The organism is Streptomyces sp. HUAS TT7, assembly GCF_051550175.1.
Classification (GTDB): domain Bacteria; phylum Actinomycetota; class Actinomycetes; order Streptomycetales; family Streptomycetaceae; genus Streptomyces.
The window spans coordinates 3614489-3638421 of sequence record NZ_CP196175.1; the positions used below are offsets into that span (position 1 = coordinate 3614489).

26 protein-coding genes and 3 tRNA genes are annotated in these 23933 nt (G+C 71.1%); 7 read left to right on the forward strand and 22 right to left on the reverse strand.

Features of this window, described 5'->3' with window-relative positions; translation table 11 throughout:
- Window positions 1-292: 292 nt before the first annotated feature.
- The 7 genes from ACSHXC_RS16180 to ACSHXC_RS16210 all read right to left on the reverse strand — a co-directional run bounded on the left by ACSHXC_RS16180 (window position 293) and on the right by ACSHXC_RS16210 (window position 3985).
- Entirely contained in the window at window positions 293-1753 is a 1461-nt protein-coding gene (locus ACSHXC_RS16180; RefSeq protein ID WP_438292279.1) for a DHA2 family efflux MFS transporter permease subunit, read from the reverse strand.
- A gap of 104 nt (window positions 1754-1857) precedes the next feature.
- Window positions 1858-2433 carry a TetR/AcrR family transcriptional regulator gene (locus ACSHXC_RS16185; protein WP_438292280.1) on the reverse strand — a complete coding sequence of 192 codons (576 nt, stop codon included), beginning with the start codon at window positions 2431-2433 and terminating at the stop codon, window positions 1858-1860.
- An 86-nt stretch (window positions 2434-2519) separates the two neighbouring features.
- Entirely contained in the window at window positions 2520-2954 is a 435-nt protein-coding gene (locus ACSHXC_RS16190) for a MaoC family dehydratase (RefSeq protein ID WP_399489678.1), read from the reverse strand.
- 1 nt (window position 2955) lies between these two features.
- Window positions 2956-3408 carry a MaoC family dehydratase N-terminal domain-containing protein gene (locus ACSHXC_RS16195; RefSeq protein WP_344375200.1) on the reverse strand — a complete coding sequence of 151 codons (453 nt, stop codon included), beginning with the start codon at window positions 3406-3408 and terminating at the stop codon, window positions 2956-2958.
- A 134-nt stretch (window positions 3409-3542) separates the two neighbouring features.
- Window positions 3543-3707: a 50S ribosomal protein L33 gene (rpmG, locus tag ACSHXC_RS16200; protein ID WP_006604855.1), complete on the reverse strand. Its 165-nt coding sequence runs from the start codon at window positions 3705-3707 to the stop codon at window positions 3543-3545.
- A gap of 88 nt (window positions 3708-3795) precedes the next feature.
- Window positions 3796-3868: transfer RNA gene (locus tag ACSHXC_RS16205), tRNA-Met, on the reverse strand.
- Between the two features lie 44 nt (window positions 3869-3912).
- A tRNA-Thr gene (locus tag ACSHXC_RS16210) sits at window positions 3913-3985 on the reverse strand.
- A 231-nt stretch (window positions 3986-4216) separates the two neighbouring features.
- Here ACSHXC_RS16210 and ACSHXC_RS16215 point away from each other — a divergent pair.
- Window positions 4217-5485 carry an amidohydrolase family protein gene (locus ACSHXC_RS16215; RefSeq protein ID WP_438292281.1) on the forward strand — a complete coding sequence of 423 codons (1269 nt, stop codon included), beginning with the start codon at window positions 4217-4219 and terminating at the stop codon, window positions 5483-5485.
- A gap of 53 nt (window positions 5486-5538) precedes the next feature.
- Complete coding sequence (locus tag ACSHXC_RS16220; RefSeq protein WP_438292282.1) at window positions 5539-6201, forward strand: SDR family oxidoreductase; 663 nt, start codon at window positions 5539-5541, stop codon at window positions 6199-6201.
- A 68-nt stretch (window positions 6202-6269) separates the two neighbouring features.
- Here ACSHXC_RS16220 and ACSHXC_RS16225 read toward each other — a convergent pair.
- Window positions 6270-6351: transfer RNA gene (locus tag ACSHXC_RS16225), tRNA-Tyr, on the reverse strand.
- A 227-nt stretch (window positions 6352-6578) separates the two neighbouring features.
- Between ACSHXC_RS16225 and ACSHXC_RS16230 the strand changes: the two genes are divergently transcribed.
- The 3 genes from ACSHXC_RS16230 (at window position 6579) to ACSHXC_RS16240 (ending at window position 8364) form a co-directional block, all read left to right on the forward strand.
- On the forward strand, window positions 6579-7067 hold the full coding sequence (locus tag ACSHXC_RS16230) for a YajQ family cyclic di-GMP-binding protein (protein WP_100578076.1): 489 nt from the start codon (window positions 6579-6581) through the stop codon (window positions 7065-7067).
- 110 nt (window positions 7068-7177) lie between these two features.
- A complete protein-coding gene (locus ACSHXC_RS16235; protein ID WP_438292283.1) occupies window positions 7178-7699 on the forward strand; it encodes a methylated-DNA--[protein]-cysteine S-methyltransferase in 522 nt (173 codons plus the stop codon).
- Window positions 7696-8364, forward strand: a complete 669-nt coding sequence (locus ACSHXC_RS16240) for an alpha-ketoglutarate-dependent dioxygenase AlkB family protein (RefSeq protein ID WP_438292284.1) — start codon at window positions 7696-7698, stop codon at window positions 8362-8364. Before ACSHXC_RS16235 ends, ACSHXC_RS16240 begins: the two co-directional genes overlap by 4 nt.
- Before the next feature lie 10 nt (window positions 8365-8374).
- Here the strand turns inward: ACSHXC_RS16240 and ACSHXC_RS16245 are convergent, their stop codons facing one another.
- The 14 genes from ACSHXC_RS16245 to ACSHXC_RS16310 form a co-directional block, all read right to left on the reverse strand.
- Window positions 8375-8644: a GlsB/YeaQ/YmgE family stress response membrane protein gene (locus tag ACSHXC_RS16245; protein WP_053724092.1), complete on the reverse strand. Its 270-nt coding sequence runs from the start codon at window positions 8642-8644 to the stop codon at window positions 8375-8377.
- Window positions 8645-8789: 145 nt separating this feature from the next.
- The gene (locus ACSHXC_RS16250) at window positions 8790-9182 is read right to left on the reverse strand and encodes a YccF domain-containing protein (protein WP_438292285.1); all 393 of its coding nucleotides are present in this window, start codon (window positions 9180-9182) and stop codon (window positions 8790-8792) included.
- Window positions 9179-10042, reverse strand: a complete 864-nt coding sequence (htpX, locus tag ACSHXC_RS16255) for a zinc metalloprotease HtpX (protein WP_438292286.1) — start codon at window positions 10040-10042, stop codon at window positions 9179-9181. Before htpX ends, ACSHXC_RS16250 begins: the two co-directional genes overlap by 4 nt.
- 147 nt (window positions 10043-10189) lie before the next feature.
- Entirely contained in the window at window positions 10190-10645 is a 456-nt protein-coding gene (locus ACSHXC_RS16260) for a large conductance mechanosensitive channel protein MscL (protein WP_438292287.1), read from the reverse strand.
- Between the two features lie 279 nt (window positions 10646-10924).
- Window positions 10925-12457 (reverse strand): NADH-quinone oxidoreductase subunit N, encoded by a 1533-nt coding sequence (locus ACSHXC_RS16265; protein ID WP_438292288.1) that lies wholly within the window; start codon window positions 12455-12457, stop codon window positions 10925-10927.
- Window positions 12454-14028: a complex I subunit 4 family protein gene (locus ACSHXC_RS16270; protein WP_438292289.1), complete on the reverse strand. Its 1575-nt coding sequence runs from the start codon at window positions 14026-14028 to the stop codon at window positions 12454-12456. Before ACSHXC_RS16270 ends, ACSHXC_RS16265 begins: the two co-directional genes overlap by 4 nt.
- A 3-nt stretch (window positions 14029-14031) precedes the next feature.
- Entirely contained in the window at window positions 14032-16032 is a 2001-nt protein-coding gene (locus ACSHXC_RS16275) for an NADH-quinone oxidoreductase subunit 5 family protein (RefSeq protein WP_438292290.1), read from the reverse strand.
- Window positions 16029-16403 (reverse strand): NADH-quinone oxidoreductase subunit NuoK, encoded by a 375-nt coding sequence (gene nuoK, locus ACSHXC_RS16280; RefSeq protein ID WP_438292291.1) that lies wholly within the window; start codon window positions 16401-16403, stop codon window positions 16029-16031. The genes ACSHXC_RS16275 and nuoK overlap by 4 nt, the downstream gene beginning before the upstream one ends.
- Window positions 16403-17014: an NADH-quinone oxidoreductase subunit J family protein gene (locus ACSHXC_RS16285; RefSeq protein ID WP_438292292.1), complete on the reverse strand. Its 612-nt coding sequence runs from the start codon at window positions 17012-17014 to the stop codon at window positions 16403-16405. The genes nuoK and ACSHXC_RS16285 overlap by 1 nt, the downstream gene beginning before the upstream one ends.
- Window positions 17011-17622 carry a NuoI/complex I 23 kDa subunit family protein gene (locus ACSHXC_RS16290; RefSeq protein ID WP_438292294.1) on the reverse strand — a complete coding sequence of 204 codons (612 nt, stop codon included), beginning with the start codon at window positions 17620-17622 and terminating at the stop codon, window positions 17011-17013. Before ACSHXC_RS16290 ends, ACSHXC_RS16285 begins: the two co-directional genes overlap by 4 nt.
- Window positions 17622-18590 carry a complex I subunit 1/NuoH family protein gene (locus ACSHXC_RS16295; RefSeq protein WP_386002239.1) on the reverse strand — a complete coding sequence of 323 codons (969 nt, stop codon included), beginning with the start codon at window positions 18588-18590 and terminating at the stop codon, window positions 17622-17624. The genes ACSHXC_RS16290 and ACSHXC_RS16295 overlap by 1 nt, the downstream gene beginning before the upstream one ends.
- The gene (locus ACSHXC_RS16300) at window positions 18583-19848 is read right to left on the reverse strand and encodes an NADH-quinone oxidoreductase subunit C (protein ID WP_438292295.1); all 1266 of its coding nucleotides are present in this window, start codon (window positions 19846-19848) and stop codon (window positions 18583-18585) included. The genes ACSHXC_RS16295 and ACSHXC_RS16300 overlap by 8 nt, the downstream gene beginning before the upstream one ends.
- Window positions 19845-20450: an NADH-quinone oxidoreductase subunit B gene (locus ACSHXC_RS16305; RefSeq protein WP_438292296.1), complete on the reverse strand. Its 606-nt coding sequence runs from the start codon at window positions 20448-20450 to the stop codon at window positions 19845-19847. The genes ACSHXC_RS16300 and ACSHXC_RS16305 overlap by 4 nt, the downstream gene beginning before the upstream one ends.
- The gene (locus ACSHXC_RS16310) at window positions 20441-20824 is read right to left on the reverse strand and encodes an NADH-quinone oxidoreductase subunit A (RefSeq protein ID WP_438296614.1); all 384 of its coding nucleotides are present in this window, start codon (window positions 20822-20824) and stop codon (window positions 20441-20443) included. Before ACSHXC_RS16310 ends, ACSHXC_RS16305 begins: the two co-directional genes overlap by 10 nt.
- 389 nt (window positions 20825-21213) lie before the next feature.
- Here ACSHXC_RS16310 and ACSHXC_RS16315 point away from each other — a divergent pair, with 389 nt between their 5' ends.
- Together ACSHXC_RS16315 and ACSHXC_RS16320 are read left to right on the forward strand one after the other, a co-directional pair.
- Complete coding sequence (locus ACSHXC_RS16315; RefSeq protein ID WP_438292297.1) at window positions 21214-22428, forward strand: sensor histidine kinase; 1215 nt, start codon at window positions 21214-21216, stop codon at window positions 22426-22428.
- 144 nt (window positions 22429-22572) lie between these two features.
- The gene (locus tag ACSHXC_RS16320; RefSeq protein ID WP_438296616.1) at window positions 22573-23898 is read left to right on the forward strand and encodes a sensor histidine kinase; all 1326 of its coding nucleotides are present in this window, start codon (window positions 22573-22575) and stop codon (window positions 23896-23898) included.
- The last annotated feature ends 35 nt before the right edge of the window (window positions 23899-23933 follow it).

Below are 23933 nucleotides of genomic sequence, written 5' to 3' on the forward strand. Positions count from 1 at the left end.
CCAGCACAAGCGGAGCGGCGGGTAACCCCCAGCCCGCCACAGGCGGGCGCCCCGCACACGGCCAGACGGCCGCCGACTGACCTGCCCCACCCGCAGGTCCTTCAACCGTCTACAGCGTGCAGAACGGGCGGAGCGGGGGAAAACTCCGGCCCGCCCGCAGGCGGGCGCGTCCACCGCCCGCCTTCGGATGCCGAACAACCCCGACCACCTCCGGTGCCGCACCCCCCAGGGTGCGCAAATGGGCGGGCGGGTGGGAAAGCCCCCCAACCCGCCCAGCGCCGCACGGCAAACGTCAGCCCACCAGCTCCCGCACCCCCTCCGCAGCCCCCGGCGCCGCCCCGACCCGGGGCAGGGCCGCACGCCCGGGAAGCAGCAGCGCCGACACCGCCGCAACCGCAACCACCCCCGCCCCCACCCAGAGCGCCGGGCCAAGGCCGTCGACGAAGGCCCGCGCCGACCCGTACCCGCCCTGCGCGGAGAACACCGACGCCAGCACCGCGATGCCGAGCGCACCTCCGACCTCCCGCAGCGCGTTGTTCGCGCCGGAGGCGATGCCCTGCTCGGAGGGCCGCACGCTGGACATCACCAGATTCGCGGCCGGCGCGAAGTACAGCCCCATCCCGATGCCGCTGATGATCAGCGCCGGCAGCTGCGCCCCGTACGACACGTCCGGCGAAATGATCGCGGCGAACCAGGCGAGTCCGATGGCCTGGAGCGCGAGACCGGTGGCCACGACGGGCCGCCCCCCGATCCGGTCGGAGAGGAAACCGGCTATCGGCGCGGCGATCATCGGCATGCCGGTCCAGGGCAGCATCCGCAGCCCCGCCTCGGTCGGCGAATAGCCGATGACGTTCTGCAGGAACTGGCTGAGCAGGAAGATCGAGCCGAACATCCCGACGAACATCAGCAGGCTCGCCGCGTTGATCGCGGAGAACGCCCGGCTGCGGAACAGCCGCATCGGCAGCATCGGATTCGCGCTGCGCATGCCGTGGACCACGAACCCCGCGAGGAGCGCCGAACCCGCGATCAGGCCGGTCAGTACGGTCGCGCTGGTCCACCCGTCGGGGTTGCCGCGGATCAGCGCGTACACGATCCCGAAGAGCCCGCCGCTGGCAAGCAGCGTGCCCACGATGTCGAGGGGGGCACCCGTGCCGTACGACTCGTTCAGGCGCAGCCGGGCCAGGGGAAGCGTGAGCAGGCCGAGCGGAACGTTCAGCCAGAAGATCCACTGCCAGGACACGTGCTCGGTCAGGCTGCCGCCGATCAGCGGCCCCGAGGCCACCGCGAGCCCGTTCACCGCGCCCCAAATCCCGTACATCAGCCCGCGCTTGGCGGCGGGCACGGCCGCGGTCAGGAGTGTGAGGGTCAGCGGCATCATGATCGCGGCGCCGACTCCCTGTATCGCGCGGGCCGCGATCAGCCCGTTGATCCCGGGAGCCAGCGCCGCCCCCGCCGAGGCGCCGGTGAAGATCGTCAGCCCGGTGATGAAGAGCTTCCGACGGCCGAACCGGTCACCCAGCGCCGCCCCGAACATCAGCAGCACCGCGAAGGTGAGGGTGTACGCGCTCACCGTCCATTCGAGGTCGTCCAGCGCTCCCCCGAGGTCCTCACGGATCGACGGGAGCGCGGTGGTGACGACGAGGTTGTCCAGCGCCGCCATGAACCCGGCCACGCTGGTGATCACCAGCGCCCACCCCGCACCCCCACGCCGCCCCGCCCCGTCCTGCGGCTTTTTCGGCTTCTTCTCCGACATCGCTCCCCCTTGGTGGGTTAGTTATCAATGACTAACTTCAGCTGCCATGAAGAAATCCGGAGAGGCTCGGGCGAGCCCCACCCCGATGGTTCAGTTCGATCCGGTCAGGCCGGTTCGCCGCCCATCCGCTTCGGCTGGGCCGATTCGTAGAAGCCCTGCCAGACCCGGTCCTCGGGCGGAAACCCCAGCGCCACCAGGGTGTTGATGAGCATCCCGTACGCCAGGAACGTCGTCGTCTCGCCCTGATCCGCGCCCAGCGCCAGGTGCACCGTGTCGTACAGCTCCGTCCACCCGGCCCGCACCGCCTTGCCGAACTCGTGGTCGCCGGCCGCCTCAGCCGCTGCCGCGGCCACATAGGTCTGCATCTGCAGGAGCAGCTTGTCGCGGTCCTCGGCGATGAGCGTCTGGTACGCCGCGCCCATCGCGTGCAGCGCCGCCTCGCCTTCGAGCCCTTCGGCCGCCTCCCGGAAGACCTCGACGGTTTCCTTGATGCAGCGATCGGACGCCGCCAGGAAGATGGCCTGCTTGTTCGGGAACAGGCGGAAGAGGTACGGCTGCGAGACGCCCACCCGCTTGGCGATCACCTCGGTGGACGTGCCGTGATATCCACCACGGGCGAACTCCACCATCGCCGCACGGACGACGCTCTCGCGCCTCTCTTCTGCGCTCATCCTGACCATGCGAGTAAGTTAGTGGCTGATTACTAACTCCGTCAAGGGTGACGAGCCGACGGGATCCGGGGAGCCCCCGGATCCCGCCCGCCGCCTCACGCCAGTCGTACGACCGCTCGCGACATCCCGAGCACCTTCTGCCCCGCGCTCATCGCGGTGAGATCCACCCGTACCGTGCGCGCCTCGTCGTCCAGCTTCGCCGCCACCTTGGCGCTGACCTCGATCAGCGCTCCGGTCTCGTCGTTCGGGACGACCACCGGCTTGGTGAAGCGGACGCCGTATTCGGCCACCGCGCCCGGGTCGCCGACCCAGTCCGTGACCACGCGCACCGCCTGGGCCATCGTGAACATGCCGTGCGCGATGACGTCGGGCAGCCCGACCTCCTTCGCGAACTTCTCGTTCCAGTGGATCGGGTTGAAGTCCCCGGAGGCGCCCGCGTACTGAACCAGCGTGGCGCGACTCACAGGGAAGGAGGCGGACGGCAGCTCGGTGCCCGGCTCCACGTCCTCGTAACGGATCTTCGCGGTCATGTCAGGCCCCCTCGGCCGCTCGGGACACCAGCTTGGTCCACGCGGTCACGACGTGTTCGCCGGCCTCGTCGTGGACCTCGCCCCGGATGTCCAGGATGTCGTTGCCCGCGAGGGACTTGATCGCCTCGATGGTGGACGTCACGGTCAGGCGGTCGCCCGCGCGGACCGGGCGGCTGTACGCGAACTTCTGGTCGCCGTGCACCACCCGGCTGTAGTCCAGGCCCAGCTGCGGGTCCTCGATGACCTGGCCCGCCGCCTTGAACGTGATGGCGAACACAAAGGTCGGCGGCGCGATCACATCGGTGTGGCCAAGCGACTTGGCCGCCTCCGGGTCGGTGTAGGCGGGGTTCTCGTCCCCGACCGCCACAGCGAACTCGCGGATCTTCTCGCGGCCGACCTCGTACGGGGCGGTGGGCGGATAGGTCCGCCCCACGAAAGACTGGTCGAGCGCCATCTGCTGGCTACCTCCTGCGAATGAGGGTTCGGATCCCTGTGGGTACGGAAAATCTAGTCGTACGCCAACGCCGAGAGGCCGCTCCCCCTGCGGGGAACGGCCTCTCGAACGAGCCTGAATGCCAGACGCCGTGATTAACGGGTCTCGCGGTGCGCAGTGTGCGAGTTGCAGCGCGGGCAGTGCTTCTTCATCTCAAGACGGTCCGGGTCGTTACGCCGGTTCTTCTTGGTGATGTAGTTCCGCTCCTTGCACTCCACGCAGGCCAGCGTGATCTTCGGGCGGACGTCGGTGGCAGCCACGTGAGTGCTCCTTGACGGACGGATTGACGGATGAACGCATAAAAGAGTAGCCGATCGAAGGACCGACCCCACAATCGGCTACTGTGTGTAGCGGTGACCGGACTTGAACCGGTGACACAGCGATTATGAGCCGCTTGCTCTACCGACTGAGCTACACCGCTTTGACACGGAGTCCCTCACCCGAAGGTGAGGGCTTCCGCACCAGAGCCCCAATACGGAATCGAACCGTAGACCTTCTCCTTACCATGGAGACGCTCTACCGACTGAGCTATTGGGGCGAGCGATGAAGACATTACACGCTCCCTCGCCGATCGCCCAAATCCGTTTCGTGCCGCCCAGCGGGCGGCCTCCCGGGCCCCCGCCCCACCGGTCTCGTAGGCCACTCAGGGCCACACCGGTACGACTATTGCGCTCCTCCTCGATGCGCGGGTTGGCCGCCCCTAGGCTCGCCTCACGCTGCGTGATCATGCCTGCCCGAGCCTGATCACCCGAGCCCGATCAGGAGCGCGATGTCCGACAGCCACCAGCAGCCGGCCCACTCCCCCGGCACCGGCGAAGGCCCCGACCCGACCTCCGCCTCTTCCCTGCTGCTGTGCGGCGCCCGGCTCGCCGACGGACGCACCGTGGACGTGCGGCTCGGCGGCGGCCGCATCGAGGCGGTGGGCACCGCGGGCAGCCTCACCGCGCACGGCGCCCGCGTCGACCTGACCGGCTTCCTGCTGCTGCCCGCCCCCGCCGAGCCGCACGCCCACAGCGACACCGCGCTGACCGCCTTCAGCGCGGAGGGGCCGGTCTCGTACGCCGTCGAGGAGGTCCAGCGCCGGGCCACCGAGGCCGCCCTGCTCCAGCTCGGGCACGGTGCCACGGCGCTGCGTTCGCACGTACGCATCGACGAGGTCAGCGGGCTCGACCCGCTGGAGGCGGTGCTCCAGACCCGGCGCTCCCTGCGCGGCCTCACCGAGCTCGCGGTGGTCGCCGTGCCCCGCCTGCTCACCGGGGTGGCCGGCGCGGACGGGCTCGCCATGCTGCGCGACGCGGTGAAGATGGGCGCCTCGGTGGTGGGCGGCTGCCCCGACCTGGACGCCGACCCCGCCGGCTACGCGGAGGCCGTCCTGGAGCTCGCCGCCGAGCACGGCTGCGCAGTCGACCTGCACACCGACGGCACCGACCCGACGCGCCTGGCCCGCCTCGCGGCCATGTCCGGCGGCCTGCGCCCCGGCGTCGCGATCGGCCCCTGCGGCGGCCTCTCCCGCCTCCCCCGCGACACCGCGGCCCGCGCCGCCGACCAACTCGCCTCCGCCGGAGTCGCGGTGACCTGCCTTCCGCAGGGCGGGTGTGGCATGACGGATCGTCAAGCTGCCGCTCCTGTGCGACTGTTGAGGGCGGCAGGGGTTCGACTGGCGGCCGGTAGCGGCGCGTTGCGCGACGTCTCCAACCCGGTCGGCCGGGGCGACCCCCTGGAGGCCGCCTACCTCCTCGCCTCCCAGGCCGGCATGCGCCCCGAGGACGCGTACGCGGCGGTCAGCACGGTCGCCCGCGAGACGATGGGCCTTGCGGAGGTACGCGTCGAGGCGGGCTTCCCGGCCGAACTGCTCGCCGTACGCGGCGAACGCATCGCGGGCGTCCTCTCGCTCGCCTACAGCCGCATCGTCATCCACCGGGGCCGGGTCGTGGCCCGTACCAGCGCGGTGCGCGAGTACTGCGACTCGGCCGCCGCGGTCGCCCTCGGCCTCCCCCGCCAGGGCCGCCCGGACCCCGGCCGTGGCGAGACCGGGTGACGAGGTCGCCGCTCCGCCAGCGGGCCGCCGTATCTCCGGCTACCGTCGTCAACATGCGCATTGTCATTGCTGGAGGTCATGGTCAGATCGCGCTGCGGCTCGAACGCCTGCTGGCGGCGCGCGGCGACGAGGTCGCGGGAATCATCCGCAAGCCGGAACAGGCGGACGACCTGCGACAAGCCGGCGCGGAGCCGGTCGTCCTGGACCTGGAGTCGGCTTCGGTGGACGCCGTCGCCGAGGTGCTCCGGGGCGCGGATGCGGTGGTCTTCGCGGCGGGCGCGGGCCCGGGCAGCGACGCCGCCCGCAAGGAGACGGTGGACCGGGCGGCGGCCGTCCTGTTCGCCGACGCGGCCGAACGCGCGGGCGTGCGCCGCTACGTCATCGTGTCGTCGATGGGCGCGGACGCGGCCCACCGCGGCGACGGCGTCTTCGACGCCTACCTGCGCGCGAAGGGCGCCGCCGACGACGCCGTACGCTCCCGCACGACCCTGGACTGGACGGTCCTGCGCCCCGGAAGCCTGACCAACGACGCGGGCAAGGGCCAGGTCTCCCTGGCCGCCTCGACGGGCCACGGCGCGATCCCCCGGGACGACGTGGCCGCAGTCCTGGCCGAACTCCTGGACACCCCGGCAACAGCGGGCCTGACCCTGGAACTGATCTCCGGCCCGGCCCCGGTGACGGTGGCGGTGGCGGTGAAAGGCGTGGCGGGGAACTGACCCCGCCCGGCAACGAAGAGACCCCCGCCCCCTGCGTTTCCGCAGGAAGACGAGGGTCTCACCCAGTGTGGCGGCGCCAGGATTCGAACCTGGGTAGGCAGAGCCGACGGATTTACAGTCCGTTCCCATTGGCCACTCGGGCACACCGCCATGGGATGTCACCGTCGGTTTCCCGCTTTTCGGCGGTGCTCCGTGGCAACGACGTAAACGATACCCGATGCCCAGGGGTGCTTCGCCACCCCATTGATCAGCGCTCTGCCGGGCATGGGATGACTAGGCTTTGGGGCGGTGGTTCGGCAGTGGGGCCGGGTCGCCGCGCGCTCGGCCGCAGGGGCCGCGCGCATCAGACACGCACCCGACCCAAGGAGCCACAGGACATGGCCGACTCCAGTTTCGACATCGTCTCGAAGGTCGAGCGGCAGGAGGTCGACAACGCCCTCAACCAGGCCGCGAAGGAGATCTCGCAGCGCTACGACTTCAAGGGCACGGACGCCTCGATCTCGTGGTCCGGCGAGAAGATCCTGATGCAGGCGAACGGCGAGGAGCGGGTCAAGGCGATCCTCGACATCTTCGAGACCAAGCTGATCAAGCGGGGCATCTCCCTGAAGTCGCTGGACGCGGGCGAGCCGCAGCTGTCCGGCAAGGAGTACAAGATCTTCGCCTCCATCGAGGAGGGCATCTCCCAGGAGAACGCCAAGAAGGTCGCCAAGGTCATCCGCGACGAGGGCCCCAAGGGCGTCAAGGCGCAGGTCCAGGGCGACGAGCTGCGCGTCTCCTCGAAGAGCCGCGACGACCTCCAGGCCGTCCAGGCCCTGCTCAAGGGCAAGGACTTCGACTTCGCCATCCAGTTCGTGAACTATCGCTGAACCGGCTCGCGCCGTTCGCCGGGCGGCCGGACGTGGTGTCCGATTTCCGCCAGCACGCGGTGGGCGGGGGTCGCAGACTCAGTGTCGTACGCAAGGGAAGGAAAAGTGCGATGACTGTCTATGCGACCCTCGACAGCCCCCTCGGTGAGCTGCTGCTCGTGGGGGTGGAGTCGGCTACCGCTCCGGGCGGGACCGCGCTGGATTCGCTTTCCGTGCCGGGGCAGAAGGGCGGCGCCGTCGTCCAGGACGGGTGGCGGCTCGCGCCCGAGGCCTTCGCGGGCATCGCCGCGCAACTGCGCGCGTATTTCGCCGGCGAGCTGACCCGATTCGACATCGAGTACGCGGCCGACGCGCCCGGCACCGACTTCCAGCGCCGGGTCTGGGCCCAGCTGGACGCCATCGAGTACGGGACGACCGCCTCGTACGGGGAGATCGCCCGGCGGATCGGGGCCTCCTCCGTGCAGGTGCGGGCGGTCGGCACCGCCATCGGGAGGAATCCGCTGCTCGTGGTGCGGCCCTGCCATCGTGTGATCGGCTCCGACGGGTCCCTCAAGGGGTACGCCGGTGGGCTTGAGCGGAAGCAGGCGCTGCTTGGGCTTGAGGGAGCCCTCGGCCCGGCTCCGACGTCGTGAGTGAGGGATTGTTCCCGCTGCCTCGGCCCGCGCGGGCCGAGATCGCGCCCGGCGCCGTTCACGTACCGGGCTGGCTCTCGTTCGAACGGCAGCGGGAGCTCGTCGCCGCCTGCCGGGCCTGGGCGCGCGGGCCCGTGCCGATCCGCCACACCGTGCTGCCGGGCGGCGGTGTCATGTCCGTGCAGACGGTGTGCGTCGGCTGGCACTGGCAGCCCTACCGGTACACCCGTACCGCGGCGGATGTGAACGGGCTGCCGGTGGCCCCATTCCCCGACTGGCTCGGCGAGTTGGGACGCTCCGCGATCGCGGCCGCGTACGACGACCCGGGCGCGGCCGAGCGCTACTCCCCCGACACCGCACTCATCAACTTCTACGACGGCTCGGCCAAGATGGGGCTCCACCAGGACAAGGACGAGAAGTCCGGGGCGCCCGTGGTTTCGCTCAGCATCGGAGACAGCTGCGTCTTTCGGGTCGGCAACAGCGAGAACCGCGGACGTCCTTATACGGATGTGGAGCTGCGCTCCGGCGACCTGTTCGTCTTCGGCGGGCCGGCCCGGTTCGCATACCACGGTGTGCCCAGGGTGCTTCCGGGGACGGGTGATCCGGCGACCGGGCTGAACAGGGGCCGGCTCAACATCACCCTGCGCGAGACCGGGTTCCTATAGGCCCCGGACGTCAGCGGCTGCGCGAGTTGCCGAACAGGATGCGATAGATGATCAGCAGGACGAGCGAGCCACCGATCGCCGCCGCCCAAGTGGCGCCGTCGTAGAAGTGGTTGGCGATCGGGCGGTCCAGCCAGCGGGCCGATATCCAGCCGCCGACGAATGCTCCCGCGATGCCTATGAGGGTCGTGCCGATCGGGCCGCCCGGGTCGCGGCCGGGAAGCAGGATCTTGGCGATCGCCCCGGCGAGCAGGCCGAGAATGATCCAGCTGACGATGCCCATGCCGGGAACCTGCCTTTCATGCGTACACGCTGCGCGGGGCATTGCCGTATTGCGTAACCCCGCAACCATTCGGTTCGTCCGGGAAGACGCCCCCGGGGCGCGCACGGTTGCATCCGGAGTCGCGGTGCGGTGCAGGCCACCCGCCTCAGCGGGCCGCGAACGGCTGGTCCGTGGGGACGATCTCCTTGCCCAGGGGCAGCAACGACACGGGGATCAGCTTGAAGTTGGCGATGCCCAGCGGGATGCCGATGATCGTGACACACAGCGCTATGCCGGTGAAGATGTGGCCGAGCGCCAGCCACCAGCCGGCCAGGATCAGCCACAGGACGTTGCCGACGCAGGAGGGCGCGCCCGCGCCGCGCCGCTCGACGACCGTGTAGCCGAACGGCCAGAGGGCGTACAGGCCGATGCGGAATGCCGCCACGCCGAACGGGATCCCGATGATCGTGATGCACAGCAGCAGGCCCGCGAATATGTAGCCGAGGAACATCCAGAAGCCGCACAGGATCAGCCAGATGACGTTCAGGATTGTCTTCATGAGCGGCGACCTGCCATCTGTTCGAGTCGGGCGATGCGTTCCGCCATCGGCGGGTGGGTCGAGAACAGTTTGGACACTCCCTGACCGGGGCGGAAGGGGTTCGCGATCATCATGTGGCTCGCCGTCTCGATGCGGGGCTCGGGCGGCAGCGGGAGCTGCTTGGTGCCCGCGTCGAGCTTGCGCAGGGCGCTGGCGAGGGCCAGCGGGTCGCCGGTGAGCTGGGCGCCGGACGCATCCGCCTCGTACTCCCGGGAACGGCTGATCGCGAGCTGGATCACCGAGGCCGCCAGCGGGCCCAGGATCATGATCAGCAGCATGCCGAAGATGCCGGGGCCCTCGTCGTCGTTGGAGCGGCCGACCGGGATCAGCCACGCGAAGTTGACCAGGAACATGATCACCGAGGCGAGCGCGCCGGCGACCGACGAGATCAGGATGTCGCGGTTGTAGACGTGGCTCAGCTCATGGCCGATCACGCCCCTCAGCTCCCGCTCGTCGAGGATCTGCAGGATCCCCTCCGTGCAGCACACGGCCGCGTTGCGGGGGTTGCGGCCCGTCGCGAAGGCGTTGGGCGCCTGCGTCGGCGAGATGTACAGCCGGGGCATCGGCTGGCGCGCCTGCGTCGAGAGGTCGCGGACCATCCGGTAGAGCGCCGGGGCCTCGAACTCGCTGACCGGGCGCGCCCGCATGGCCCGCAGCGCCAGCTTGTCGCTGTTCCAGTACGCGTAGGCATTGGTGCCGAGCGCCACCAGAAGCGCGATGATCAGCCCTCCGCGGCCGAAGAAACTGCCGATGACGATGATGAGCGCGGACAGTCCTCCGAGGAGGACAGCTGTCCTCAGCCCGTTGTGCCGGCGGTGCACGGTACGCCCTCCAAGTGGTGCGACGGGGAGCCCTTCGCTGGTCGTCCTTCCACGTTCCAGTGGACTCTCCCGTACTGGTCAACGCCAGGCGGGGGACGCTGGTTCCCTTGTGCGCGCTGGAGGGCGCGTTACGCCGTACGGGTCGGATCAGCGCGGGGCGGGAAGCCCGGCCATCTCCAGAGCCATCGCGTCGGGCTCGATTTCGCTGGTGCAGTGGGAGCAGCGGGTCGCGATGCCGGGGATCTGCGAGTAGCAGCGGGGGCAGTCGCGCAGGGCGGCCTTGATGTCCACCGGCTTGTCCCGGTCGAGGCGGGCCTGGACCTTCATCATGGGCACGACGACGAGGAAGTAGAGCACCGCGGCGGTGATCACGAAGGCGATGGCCGCGCCGATGAACTTCCCGTAGGGGAAGGTCACGCCCTCCGCGGTGAAGGTCGCCGTGCTGAAGTCGCCGGTCGAGCTGGTGGCCAGGCCGATCAGCGGGGTGATGAACGCGGTGCTGAAGCCCGTGACCACCGCCGTGAAGGCCGATCCGACGGCCAGACCGACGGCCATCGTCACTATGTTCCCGCGCAGGATGAAGTCCTTGAACCCGCTCAGCACCGCTCTGCTCCCTGTTGTGTCTCGTCTTGGTTCCACGCCGTCGCACGTGTGTCCGTACTGGGGTGTGCGCGTACGACAGTGCCTTCTCAGGGGCGTCCGGACCAAACCGTGCCCTGGCATCGGGCTTGCCAAAACGGAATCGCGGCCGCAATAGGGGCACGCCGAGGACAGATCCGTTTCGATCGGCTGCCGCGCGCCTATGGAGGAGCCGCGCCTCTGTAAGAGGGCGCGGCTGGACAGGCGCCCGCGTTGACGCGGGCGCGTCCTTGAAGCGTGTCCTCAGAAGAGGGTGACCGAGGCGAAGTGCAGGGCCAGTTGGGGGAGGCCGGACAGGACGACGCCGACGAACGCGGTCAGCGCGATGGCGACCGTGAGCGGCGCCGGGATACGGGGACGTACGGCCGCGGAGGACTGCTCGGCGGCCTCGGGCGACCGGAACAGGATCGCGGTCCAGCGCAGGTAGTAGTAGAGGGCGACGACAACGTTGATCGCCATGACGACCGCGAGCCAGCCGAGCCCCGCGTTGACGGCCGCCGAGAAGACGGTGACCTTGGCGAACAGGCCGATGATGCCCGGCGGAAGACCGGCCAGGCACAGCAGGAAGAAGGCCAGCGCCAGCGCGGCCAGGGGGCGCTCGGCGTACAGGCCCCGGTAGTCGGTGAGGCGGTTCAGCGGCTTGCCGCGGGCCACCAGGGCGGCGACCGCGAACGCGCCCAGGTTCACGACGGCGTACATCAGCGCGTACGCCACGGTGGCGCCGACCTGGTTACCGCTGGAGTACGCGGCGGCCGCGATCGGCACCAGGAGGTAGCCGGCCTGTCCGACCGAGGACCAGGCGAGCAGCCGGACCGCGCTGTGGGCGCGCGTGGCGGACTGGCGCAGGGCGGCCGCGTTGCCGATCGTCATGGTCAGCGCGGCGAGGACGGCGAGCGCGGGGCCCCATACGTCGGCGTACGAGGGGAAGGCGACGACGGTCACCAGGATGAGCCCGGAGAAGCCGACCGCCTTGCCGACGACGGAGAGGTAGGCGGCGACGGGCAGCGGCGCGCCCACATAGGTGTCGGGCACCCAGAAGTGGAAGGGTGCCGCGGCCGTCTTGAAGGCGAAGCCCACCAGGGTCAGGACGACGCCGGTCTTGGCGACGGTGTCCAACTGGGCGGGAACGGTGGCCAGTTTGGTGGCGATCTCGGTGAGGTGCAGGGTGCCGGTCGCCGCGTACACGAAGCTCACGCCGAGCAGCATCACGGCGGTCGCGGTGACCGACGACAGGAAGAACTTCAGGGCCGCCTCCGAGGACAGCCGGTCGCCGCGCTTGAGGCCGACCAGGGCGAAGGCCGGCAGCGAGGCGACTTCCAGGGCGACGACGAGGGTGGCCAGGTCACGGGCGGCGGGCAGCAGGGCCGCACCGGCCGCGGAGGAGAGCAGCAGGAACCAGAACTCGCCCGCGGGCAGCTTCTCCTTGGTGTCCCGTACCGAGAGCAGCGCGGTCAGCAGGGCGCCGCCGAGGACCAGGGCCTGGATGACGAAGGCGAACTGGTCGACGGTGTAGCTGCACGCGTCCGGGTTCGCGGTCAGGCAGAACGTCGAGCGGCTGCCGGTGCGCAGCGGGGCGAGCGCGGCGAGGGCCGCGACCAGGCCCGCAATGGTGATCCAGCCGAGCAGCGGCTTGCGCGACGGCGGCAGGAACAGGTCGGCGAGCAGCACGACCAGGGCGACGGCCGCGGCGATCAGGGGCGGCGCGATCGCGACCCAGTCGACGGACTGGACCAGGCTTGCGGTGCCGGCCGCCGCGGTGGTGACGTCGGGGGTCACGACTTGCCTCCTGCGAGGAGCTTCTGGACGGCCGGGTCGGTGAGGCCGAGGAGGACCGCGGGCCAGAGCCCGGCGAGGACGGTGAGCGCGACGAGCGGGCTCCAGGCGGCGAACTCGTAGCCCTGGATGTCGGCGAGCCGGGGCTCCTCGGCCGGCTTGCCGCCCATGCAGACCCGGCGCACGACGACCAGCAGGTACGCGGCGGTGAGCAGGGTGCCGAAGGCGGCGATCGCCACGAAGGTGAGGTAGGCGGGGCGGCTGAGGCCCGCGGCCGGGTCGAAGGCGCCGAACATGGCGAGCATCTCGCCCCAGAATCCGGCGAGTCCGGGCAGTCCGAGGGAGGCGACGGCGGCGAAGGCGAGCAGCCCGCCCAGGCGCGGCGCCCTGCCGTAGAGGGCGGCTCCGGTGGCGCCGGCCAGGGTGTCGAGGTCGGCAGTGCCGTAGCGGTCCTTGAGGGCGCCGACCAGGAAGAACAGCAGGCCGGTGATGAGGCCGTGGGCGATGTTGGCGAAGAGCGCGCCGTTCACGCCGGTCGGGGTCATCGACGAAATGCCGAGCAGCACGAAGCCCATGTGGCCGACGGAGGAGTACGCGATGAGCCGCTTCAGGTCGCCCTTGTTGCCCTGCTTGGCGAGCGCGAGGCAGGCAAGCGATCCGTAGATGATCCCGGCGACGGCGAACGCGGCCAGGTAGGGCGCGAAGGTGTGCATGCCGTGCGGCGCGACCGGCAGGACGATGCGGACGAATCCGTACGTGCCCATCTTCAGGAGCACGCCGGCCAGGAGCACCGAACCGACGGTCGGGGCGGCGGTGTGGGCGTCCGGGAGCCAGCTGTGCAGCGGGAACATCGGGGTCTTGACGGCGAGCCCGATCCCGATCGCCAGAACGGCGATGACCTGCACGGATGTGGTCAGCCCACGGCCGTTGTCAGTGGCGAGTGCCACCATGTCGAATGTGCCCGACTTGAGCCCGACGAGGAGCAGGCCGAGCAGCATGACGACCGAGCCGAGCAGTGTGTAGAGGATGAACTTCCAAGCGGCCGCCTGCCGTTGGTCCCCGCCCCAGCGGGCGATCAGGAAGTACATCGGGATGAGGACCATCTCGAACGCGAGGAAGAACAGCACGAGGTCGAGAACGGCGAACGTGGCGAGGGTGCCGGACTCCAGGACGAGCAGGAGCGCGACGAATGCCTTCGGGGACGGGCCCGCGGGCATCTTGAAGTAGGAGTACAGCGCGCAGAGGAAGGTCAGCAGCGCGGTCAGGACGAGGAGGGGGAGCGAGATGCCGTCGATGCCCAGGTGGATGTGGACGTTCAGGGCCGGGATCCACTGGATGTCCGTCGTGGCCTGCATCTTCGACGGGTGGCCGTGGTCGAAGCCGAGCGCGAGGACGATCGCGGCGATGAGGATCACGCCGGTCACGGTCACACCGTGGCGCAGCACGGCCTGTTCAGGACTCTTGCCCTTCAGCCCGGGCGGTGCGGGGAGCAGGGCCGCGACGGCCCCGATGAGCGGGACGACGACGATGAACGCCAGAAGGAACTGCATCACGGACTCGCTGATATCGATCACGGCTCACGACCCCGCGGTGACGTTGGCAAGGACGACCACGGCGGCCGCCAGGACGAGTGAGCCGGCCAGCAGTGCGCTGAGGTAGCTCTGCACATTGCCGTTCTGCGCACGGCGGACGGCCCAGCCGAGCCAGCGCGGCGCGGCGCTCGCACCGCGTACGTACGTCTCGACGACCTCGCGGTCCAGGAAGCGGACCAGGGCGGCCGCGGCCAGCACGGAGCGGACGAACAGGGCGTGGTAGACGGCGTCCAGGTGGAATCCGGTGGCCGCGTGGCGGTGCAGCGGGCCGAGCAACAGGCGGCCCGGGTCGGCGGGATCCGGGGCGGACGCGATATCGCCGTAGACCTGGGTGTGGCTCGCGATGGCTTCTTCCTCGACCAGGCTGCCGTCGCCCTCGGGGTGGGCGGCGACGGCTCCCATCGGGGTGCGGGCGGCCAGCGCCGAGGTGTGGCGCCAGGCGGCGTAGGTGACCAGACCGCCGACCAGGGCGACGCCCGTGGACAGGACGGAGGTGGTGACGGCCGGGGTGAGGGCGCGCCCGTCGAACCAGTCGCCGAGGTAGCCAGTGGTGAGACCGAAGGCGATCGAGGGGATGGCGAGCACCCAGAGCACGGCGTTCATGACGACCGGCTGACGACCGTGGTCGGGGGCTTCGGCTCCACTGCCGCGGAAGGCCAGCAGCCACAGGCGGGTGGCGTACGCGGCGGTGAGGAGGGCGGTGAGCAGTCCGGCGATCAGCACGGTCCAGCCGGCGCCGGACGGGGCGACCTGGCTCTCGCCGAGCGCGGTGTGCTCGGCGGCCGACAGGACGGACTCCTTGGAGAAGAAGCCGGCGAAGGGAGGGATCGCGGCGAGCGCGAGCAGGGCGACGGTCATCGTCCAGTACGCGTCGGGGATTCGCTTGGCCAGGCCGCCCATGCGGGACATGGCGGTCAGCGAGTTGGTGCCGGCGGCGTGGATGATCACGCCCGCGGCGAGGAAGAGCAGCGCCTTGAAGGCGCCGTGCGACAGGAGGTGGAACACGGCGGCCCCGCGGTCGCCGACGGCCAGGGCACCCGACATGTAGCCGAGCTGTCCGATGGTCGAGTAGGCGAGGACGCGCTTGATGTCGTCCTGGGCGAGCGCGGCCAGCGCCGAACCGACCATGGTGACCGCGGCCATCACGGCGAGCACGGTCATCGCGGCCGCCGACGCGGCGAAGACGGGCAGCAGCCGGGCCACGAAGTAGATACCGGCGGCCACCATCGTCGCGGCGTGGATCAGCGCGGAGACCGGCGTGGGGCCGGCCATCGCGTCGGGCAGCCAGGTGTGCAGCGGGAACTGGGCGGACTTGCCGGCCACACCGGCGAGCAGCAGCAGCGCGATGAGGGTGGGGTGGCCGATGCCCCCGGTCAGGGCGGCCTGGACGACGCCGGTGATCCGGAACGTACCGGCGTCGGTGGCGAGCGCGAACAGACCGATCAGGAAGGGGACGTCGCCGAGCTTGGTGACCAGGAAGGCCTTCAGCGAGGCGGCGCGCGCCTCGGGGGTCTCCCAGTAGTGGCCGACCAGGAAGTACGAGCAGATGCCCATGATCTCCCAGCCGACCAGGAGCACCATCAGGTCGCCGGAGTAGACGACGAGCAGCATCGCGGAGGTGAACAGGGAGACGAGCGCGGCGTACGAGGTGTAGCGCGGGTCGTCGCGCAGATAGCCCGTCGAGTAGAGCTGTACGCAGGTGGCGACCAGGCCGACCAGCACGGCGACGAGGACCGCGAACCCGTCCAAATGGAGGGCGAGTTCGATCGGTACGGAGCCGGTCGGGGTGAGCCGGGTGGCCGCGTCGATGGCCTTGCCGCCGCCCTGGTCGACGGCGACGACGACGGCGAGGACGAACGCGGCGAACGTCGGGAGCACCGCGAGCGGGCGGACGAAGCCGGGGGCGCGGCGGCCGAGCAGCAGGCCGGCCGCGGCGCCCAGGAACGGAAGGAGGGGGACGAGGACGGCGAGGGTCGTGGTAGTCACGCGGCGGCCTCGGCCTTCTGTGCCGGGGCGGCGGGGTCTTCGGGGTCCGCCGGGCCGGGGTCGGTGCCCTCGGCGGTGTCGCGGAGCTTGTCGATGTCGGCGGTGCCGCGGTTGCGGTACACCGCGAGCACGATGGCCAGGCCGATGCCGATCTCGGCGGCGGCGATGGCGATCGTGAACAGGGTGAGCGCCTGGCCCGCGTGGAGGGTGTCGCGCAGCCACACGTCGAAGGCGACGAGGTTGAGGTTGACGGCGTTGAGCATCAGCTCGACGGACATCAGGACCAGGATCGCGTTGCGCCGCGCGAGCACACCGTAGAGACCGGTGCAGAACAGGAGGACGGCGAGCACGGCGGGATAGGCGAGGTGCATCAGCGCGACTCCGTCTCACGGGGGGCGGCAGCGGTGTCGGCGCCGGGAGCGTCACCGGGGGCGCTCTTGCGGGACAGCACGATCGCGCCGACCAGGGCGGCCAGGAGCAGTACGGACAGCGCCTCGAAGGGCAGCACCCAGTGCCGGAAGAGGATCTCTCCGGACACCCTGGTGGAGCCCTGGGCCGGGCCGTCCAGGTCGATCCAGCTCGTGCGGAAGGCGTCCACGACGACCCAGACCAGGGTTCCGGCCGCGGCGACGGCCACCGTCAGGGCCGCCCAGCGGTTGCCCGAATCGGCGTCCGGGGAGCGGCCGATGGGAGCCTTGGTGAGCATCAGCCCGAACAGGAGGAGCACCACGACCGAACCGACGTAGATGAGCACCTGCACCCAGGCGATGAACTCGGCGGTGAGCAGGAGGTATTCGACGGCCAGGCCGCCGAGCGCCACGACCAGCCACAGGGCGGCGTGCACCAGCTGCTGGGTGGTGACGGTCATGACGGCCGCGGCGAGGGTGGCGATGCCGACGAGGACGAAGGCGATCTCCACGCCGGTCGGCGACAGGAAGCCGTGCGGCGCGGTGAGGGCCGCCTGGGCGAGGATCCCGCTCATGCCTGCCCTCCCTCGGGGCCGGGCTGCTCGGCCTGCCCGGTCTGCTCGGCCTGCCCGGCCTCGGCCGCCGCCGCGGCTTCGGCTGCCTGCGCGGCGGCCAGTTTGTCGGCGGCCTTGCGGGCGGCGGCGACTTCCTTCGGCTCCTCGGCGCCGGGGTCGAGCGCGGGCGGGGCCGGGACCGTCCACATCCACTCGCGCAGCTTGTCGCGCTCGTGGGTGAGCTCGTGGATGTCCGTCTCCGCGTACTCGAACTCGGGGGACCAGAACAGCGCGTCGAAAGGACACACCTCGATGCAGATACCGCAGTACATGCAGAGCGAGAAGTCGATGGCGAAGCGGTCGAGGACGTTGCGGCTGCGTTCGCGGCCGCCCTCGACCGCGGCCGGGACCGTCTCCTTGTGGGAGTCGATGTAGATGCACCAGTCGGGGCACTCTCGGGCGCACAGCATGCACACCGTGCAGTTCTCCTCGAACAGGCCGATCACGCCCCGGCTGCGGGGCGGAAGTTCGGGCTGGACGTCGGGGTACTGCGCGGTGACGGTCTTCTTCGTCATCGTGCGGAGCGTTACGGCGAGGCCCTTGGCGAGGCCGGAACCGGGGATAGCCATTAGCTGATCGCCACCTTCACGATGCCGGTGAGCGCGATCTGGGCGAGCGCGAGCGGGATGAGCGTGGTCCAGGCGAGCTTCTGCAGCTGGTCCTCGCGGAGGCGGGGGTAGCTGACCCGGAGCCAGATCACGACGAAGGCCAGGACGGCCGTCTTGAGCAGGGTCCAGACCCAGCCGAGCCCGTCGGCGCCGAACGGGCCGTGCCAGCCGCCCAGGAACAGGACGGTGGTGAGGCCGCACAGGACGACGATGCCGGCGTACTCGGCGAGCAGGAACAGGGCGAAGCGCAGGCCCGTGTACTCGGTGTACGCGCCGAAGATGATCTCGGAGTCGGCGACGGGCATGTCGAAGGGAGGGCGCTGGAGTTCGGCGAGGCCGGCGATGAAGAAGACCAGGGCGCCGACGATCTGCCAGGGCAGCCACCACCAGTGGAAGGCGTTGAGGATGCCGGGCAGCGAGACCGTGCCGGCCGCCATCGCCACGGAGGCGGCGGCGAGCAGCATCGGCAGCTCGTACGCGAGGAGCTGGGCGGCGGTGCGCAATCCGCCGAGCAGGGAGAACTTGTTGGCCGAAGCCCAGCCCGCCATCAGCGAGCCGAGCACGCCCACGCCCATCACGGCGAGCACGAAGAAGATGCCCGCGTCGACGACCTGGCCGACCGCGCCCTCGCTCGGCCCGATCGGGACCGCGACGAGTACGAGGAGGTAGGGCAGCAGGGCGACGGCGGGGGCCAGCTGGAAGATGCGCCGGTCGGCCGCGGCCGGTACGACGTCCTCCTTCTGTGCGAACTTCACGCCGTCCGCGACGAGCTGGGCCCAGCCGTGGAAGCCGCCCGCGTACATCGGGCCGAGCCGGCCCTGCATGTGCGCCATCACCTTGTGCTCGGTCTGCCCGATGACGAGCGGGAGGACCAGGAACACGACGAAGACGACGACCAGGCGGATGGCGACGTCGAGTGCGTCATTCACGCGGGTCGCCTCCGGCGGGGTCGGTGGTATCGGTGTTCTCGGCGGGGTCGGACTCTTCGGGGGCTTCGGTTCCGGGGGCCGGGGCGGGCCGCGACTCCTGCTCCCCCTCGTCGAAAGCGGGTTTCGGGTTGTGCCAGGGGGCGTCCGAGCTGCGGGTCCGGGGCGGCGCGGCAGGCTGCCCCTCCCCGTCCCCGGCCTGCTGCGATGCCGAGCCCTGGCCGGCGCTGCGGGTACGGCGGGGGCGTACGGCCGGGGCTTCCGGGGCGGCGGTGACCTCGGGGGTGGCCGGGGTCTCGGGTGCCTCAGAGGTCCCGGCTGCCTCGGCCGCGTCGGCGTTCCCGGCTGCCTCAGCCGTGCCCGGGGTCCCGGCTGCCTCGGCAGCACCCGGCGTCGTCACACCCGGTGCTGCCGCCTGTGACGCCGAGCCCTCGCTCGCGCTGCGCGTGCGACGCGGACGTACGGCCGGGGCTTCCGGAGCGCCGGTGGCCTCAGGAGTCCCGGCTGCCTCAGCCGTGCCCGGGGTCCCGGCTGCCTCGGCCGCACCCGGCGTCGTCGCACCCGGTGCTGCCGCCTGTGACGCCGAGCCCTCCGACACGCTTCTGGCGCGCCGGACCGGGCGGTCGGCCGCACCGGCGCCGGCTGCCGCGCGCGGCGTTCGGGCCGGGCGGGCCGGGGCCGGCGGGAGCTGGCCCTTCAGGGGGCCCCATTCGTTCGGGTCGGGGACGCCCGGCGGGAGCATCTGGCGGCGCTTGGGGCCGCCGTGCTCCGATTCGCCCGGCTCCTTCGCGCCGGGCCAGGCCTTCGCGACCCGGGCCGCCAGCACGAAGTCCTTGCGCAGGGGGTGGCCCTCGAAGTTCTCGGGGAGGAGCAGCGGGACCAGGTGCGGGTGGTCCGTGAAGTCCACGCCGAACATCTCGTGGGTCTCGCGCTCGTGCCAGGCCGCGCCCGCGTAGATGTCGACGGCGGAGGGCAGCACGGCGGCCGCGTGCGGGACGGTCGTGCGCACGAGCAGGCGCCGTACCCGGCCCTCGCCGAGCGAGACGACGTGCGCGCAGATCCGGAAGCCCGTGCCCGGCTCGTCGACCGCGCTGAGCCAGTCGAAGTAGGTGCAGCCCAGCTTGTCGCGGGCGATTTCGAGGGCGGCGATCCAGGAGCCGGCGGGCACGTCGACGGTGAGCAGGCCGTACGCCTCCTCCGCCGTGGCCTCGGCGCCGAAGATCTCGGTGACGCCGTCGGGCAGGCTGTCGTACGCGCTCACGCCCGGCCCTCCCCGGGGGTCGGCGGGGCGGCGACGAGCCCGCTGGTCAGCTGGGCCGGGGTGGCCGTGTGCGCGTACCGCTCGCCGAGCGACTCGCGGGCGATCTTCTCCTGAAGCTTGAGGATGCCCTGGAGGAGCGCCTCGGGCCGGGGCGGGCAGCCGGGCACGTACACGTCGACCGGGATGATCTGGTCCACGCCCTTGGTCACCGAGTACGAGTCCCAGTACGGGCCGCCGCAGTTGGAGCAGGCGCCGAAGGAGATGACGTACTTGGGCTCGGGCATCTGCTCGTAGAGGCGCTTCACGGCGGGCGCCATCTTGTCCGTCACCGTGCCGGAGACGATCATGAGGTCGGCCTGGCGCGGTCCCGGTGCGAAGGGGATCACGCCGAGCCGGATGAAGTCGTGGCGGGCCATGGAGGCCGCGATGAACTCGATGGCGCAGCAGGCGAGGCCGAAGTTGAAGACCCAGAGGCTGTAGCGGCGGCCCCAGTTGAGGACCACCTTCATCGGCTCGGGGGCCAGGCGCGAGAGCACACCCAGCTTCTTCGGCTCGGGCAGCAGCACGGGCTGCGACTCGGGTCCGGGAGTCGTCACGTCCATTCCAGGACGCCCTTCTTCCATGCGTAGAGCAGTCCCACGGCCAGGAAGCCGAGGAAGATGAACATCTCGACGAGGGTGGTCGCGCCGTAGCCCGGGGCCGCGAAGACGGTCGCCCAGGGGAAGAGGAAGATCGAGTCGACGGCGAAGATCACGTACAGGAAGGCGTAGACGTAGTAGCGGACCTGGGTGTGGGCCCAGCCCTCGCCCACGGGGTCCACTCCGCATTCGTACGTGAGGAGTTTCTCCGGCGTCGGCACGACCGGCCGCAGCAGCCGCCCGGCCCCGAAGGCCACGGCCACGAACAGCACGCCGATCACGGCGAGCAGGCCGACGACCGAATAGCTCTGGAAGTAGTCGGCAGCCAACACCGGCATCTGGCGCACGCTCGGTTCCGGCACGTCGCGCCCCTCGCTCCCTGGCCTCGATGATCTCGTCGCGCCCTGTTCGACGCTGTGTACGGACGGGAGTCTAGGCCCTGCTAGGGGGTGTCCGATGGGTCAGGGTCGGGTAGGTCGCGGCGTCTGGTGCGGTGCATCGCAAGGCGCCGGAGCGTCCCGATAGCGGAGCTCTCGGGGCGTTTCGGCAACGCGGCGAGGTGCCGTGCCAGGCGTCGCGGCCCCGGCCATGGCCCATCGGACACCCCCTAAGGGGGCCCTTGGCAGGCGCGTCTCACGGGGTGGGCCGCCAGGGTGGGGTTTTCCCCCGTACAAGACGGTGCGGCACCCCATGGCGCCGCCGATCGCGGCCCGGCAGTCTTGGCAGCATGACCAGGACCCTCCGCGACCAGCAGCGGTACCCAGCACAGCACGCCGGCCGCGACGAGAGCGCTGCCCCGCCCGCGGTGGGGTTCGCCTACGACCGGCACACCTGGAAGGAGATCGTCCATCTCCTCGCCAATCTGCCGATGGCGCTGATCGGCTGGGTCTACGTCGTCGTGATGGTCGTGCTCGGCCTCGGTCTGTCGATCACCGTGATCGGTCTTCCGCTGCTCGCGGCGGGCCTGCTCGGGGTGCGCCAGATCGGCAAGGTGGAGCGGGCCCGGGCGCGCGCCCTGCTCGGGGTGCGGATCGAGGAGCCGACGCCGATCCCGGCGAGCCCGAGCAAGCACGGCGGCTTCTTCTCCTGGCTGTGGACGAGCCTGAAGGACCCGGTGGCCTGGCGCAATGTGCTGTACGAGTTCGTGCGGCTGCCCTGGGGGATCCTGACCTTCACGGTCACGCTGGTCTCGCTCTTCGTGGCGTGGCCGGTGCTCGGGTTCATCGCGCGGGGGCTGGGCAACGTCGACCGGATGATGGCGCGTGCGCTGCTCTCGCCCTCGGACGAGCTGGAGCGGCGGATCGCCGAGCTGGAGTCCGACCGGGGCGTGGTCGTCGACACGGCCGCGGCCGATCTGCGCCGGATCGAGCGCGATCTGCACGACGGAGCCCAGGCCCGCCTCGTGGCCCTCGCCATGGGCCTCGGCCTCGCCAAGGAGAAGGTCCTCGAAGACCCGGAGGCAGCCGCCGCCATGGTCGACGAGGCGCACGGCGAGGTGAAGCTGGCCCTCCAGGAGCTGCGCGACCTGGCCCGCGGCATCCACCCGGCCGTCCTCACCGACCGCGGCCTCGACGCCGCCCTCTCCTCCGTCGCCTCCCGCTGCACCGTGCCGGTCAAGGTCGCCGTCGACCTGCCCGCGCGGCCCGCCCCCGCCATCGAGGGCATCGCGTACTTCACCGTCTCCGAGCTGCTCCAGAACGTCAGCAAGCACAGCCGGGCGCGCGGCGCATCGGCCGAGGTGTGGCGGGCCGGCGACCGGCTGCTCATCCAGGTCGAGGACGACGGGGTGGGCGGCGCGCGCCTGGACGGCGGCAGCGGCATGGCGGGGCTCGCCGAGCGGCTCGGCGCGGTGGACGGGCTGCTCGTCCTCGAATCGCCCGTCGGCGGGCCGACCGTCGTCACGGCCGAACTGCCCTGGCGCGACCGGGGTCCCCAGGACTGACGGGCGGGCCGGGGGTAGGGAAAACCCCCGGCCGAAGAGGGTGACCGGCTGCATGGTCCGGGCCTGCCCCGACGACGAAGCTGGTGGGTAAGAGGGGCGGCGCGGCCGCGCACCACAGGGAATGGACGGACGGGACCGATGACCATGGACACGGAGTACGGGTACGGCGTGACGCGGTCCCCCGAGCCGCGGCGGCACCTCCTTCCGCCGGCGCTGCGCGCGCCGTTCGAGGCGCGGACCTTCCGCGAGTTCGGCTACCTGCTGCTGAGCATGCCGATCAGCGTCGTGCTGTTCGGCTGGGCCGTCACCACGGTGTCGGTCAGCGCCGGACTCCTGGTCACCTTCATCGGCATCCCGCTCATGGCCGTGGCCCTGCTGGGCTGCCGCGCGTTCGGTGCGATGGAGCGGGCCCGGGCGCGGCTGCTGCTCGGGGTCGAGATCGCCGAGCCGCAGCCGGTCCGCTCGCGCGGCGGCCTCATGTCGTGGATCGGCGGGGTGCTCAAGAGCGGCGTCTCCTGGCGTCACCTGCTGTACTCGGTCCTCCACTTCCCCTGGGCTCTCTTCTCCTTCTGCACCACCCTGCCGATCTGGCTGACCGGCTGGGCGCTCTTCACGTACCCGGTGTGGCAGTGGGTGTTCCCGATGTACGCGGGCCAGGCCGGCCTCCAGCTCTACGGGGACGACCACCACAACGTCTACCTGGACACGCCCGGCAGGATCGCCCTGACCTCGCTGGTCGGGCTGCTCATCACGCTGGCCGTGCCGTGGCTGATCCGCGGGTTCGCCACGGTGGACCGGGTGATGGTCATCGGCCTGCTCGGCCCCTCGCGGCTTGAGGAGCGGGTCACCGAGCTGGAGTCGGACCGCGGGGTCGTCGTCGACACCTCGGCCGCCGACCTGCGGCGCATCGAGCGGGATCTGCACGACGGTGCGCAGGCCCGCCTCGTGGCCCTCGCCATGGACCTGGGCCTCGCCAAGGAGAAGCTGACCGAGGACCCGAAGGCGGCCGCGAAGATGGTCGACGAGGCGCACGGCGAGGTGAAGGTCGCCCTCCAGGAGCTGCGCGACCTGGCCCGCGGCATCCACCCGGCCGTCCTCACCGACCGCGGCCTCGACGCCGCCCTCTCCTCCGTCGCCTCCCGCTGCACCGTGCCCGTGCAGGTCGAGGTGGACCTGCCGGCCCGGCCGGTCCCTGCGATCGAGGGCATCGCGTACTACACGGTCTCCGAGCTGCTCCAGAACGTCAGCAAGCACAGCGGCGCGAGCCGGGCCTCCGTCGACGTGTGGCGGGCCGGCGACCGGCTGATGCTCCAGGTCGGCGACAACGGGCGCGGCGGCGCGGACGCCACCGCCGGCTCGGGCCTCGCGGGCCTCGCCGAGCGGCTCGACGCGGTGGACGGAATCCTGGTCGTCGACTCCCCGCGCGGCGGCCCCACGACGATCACCGCGGAGCTCCCGTGGCGCGCGTAGCCCCCGACACTCGCTAGCGCCCCAGCCCGCACCTC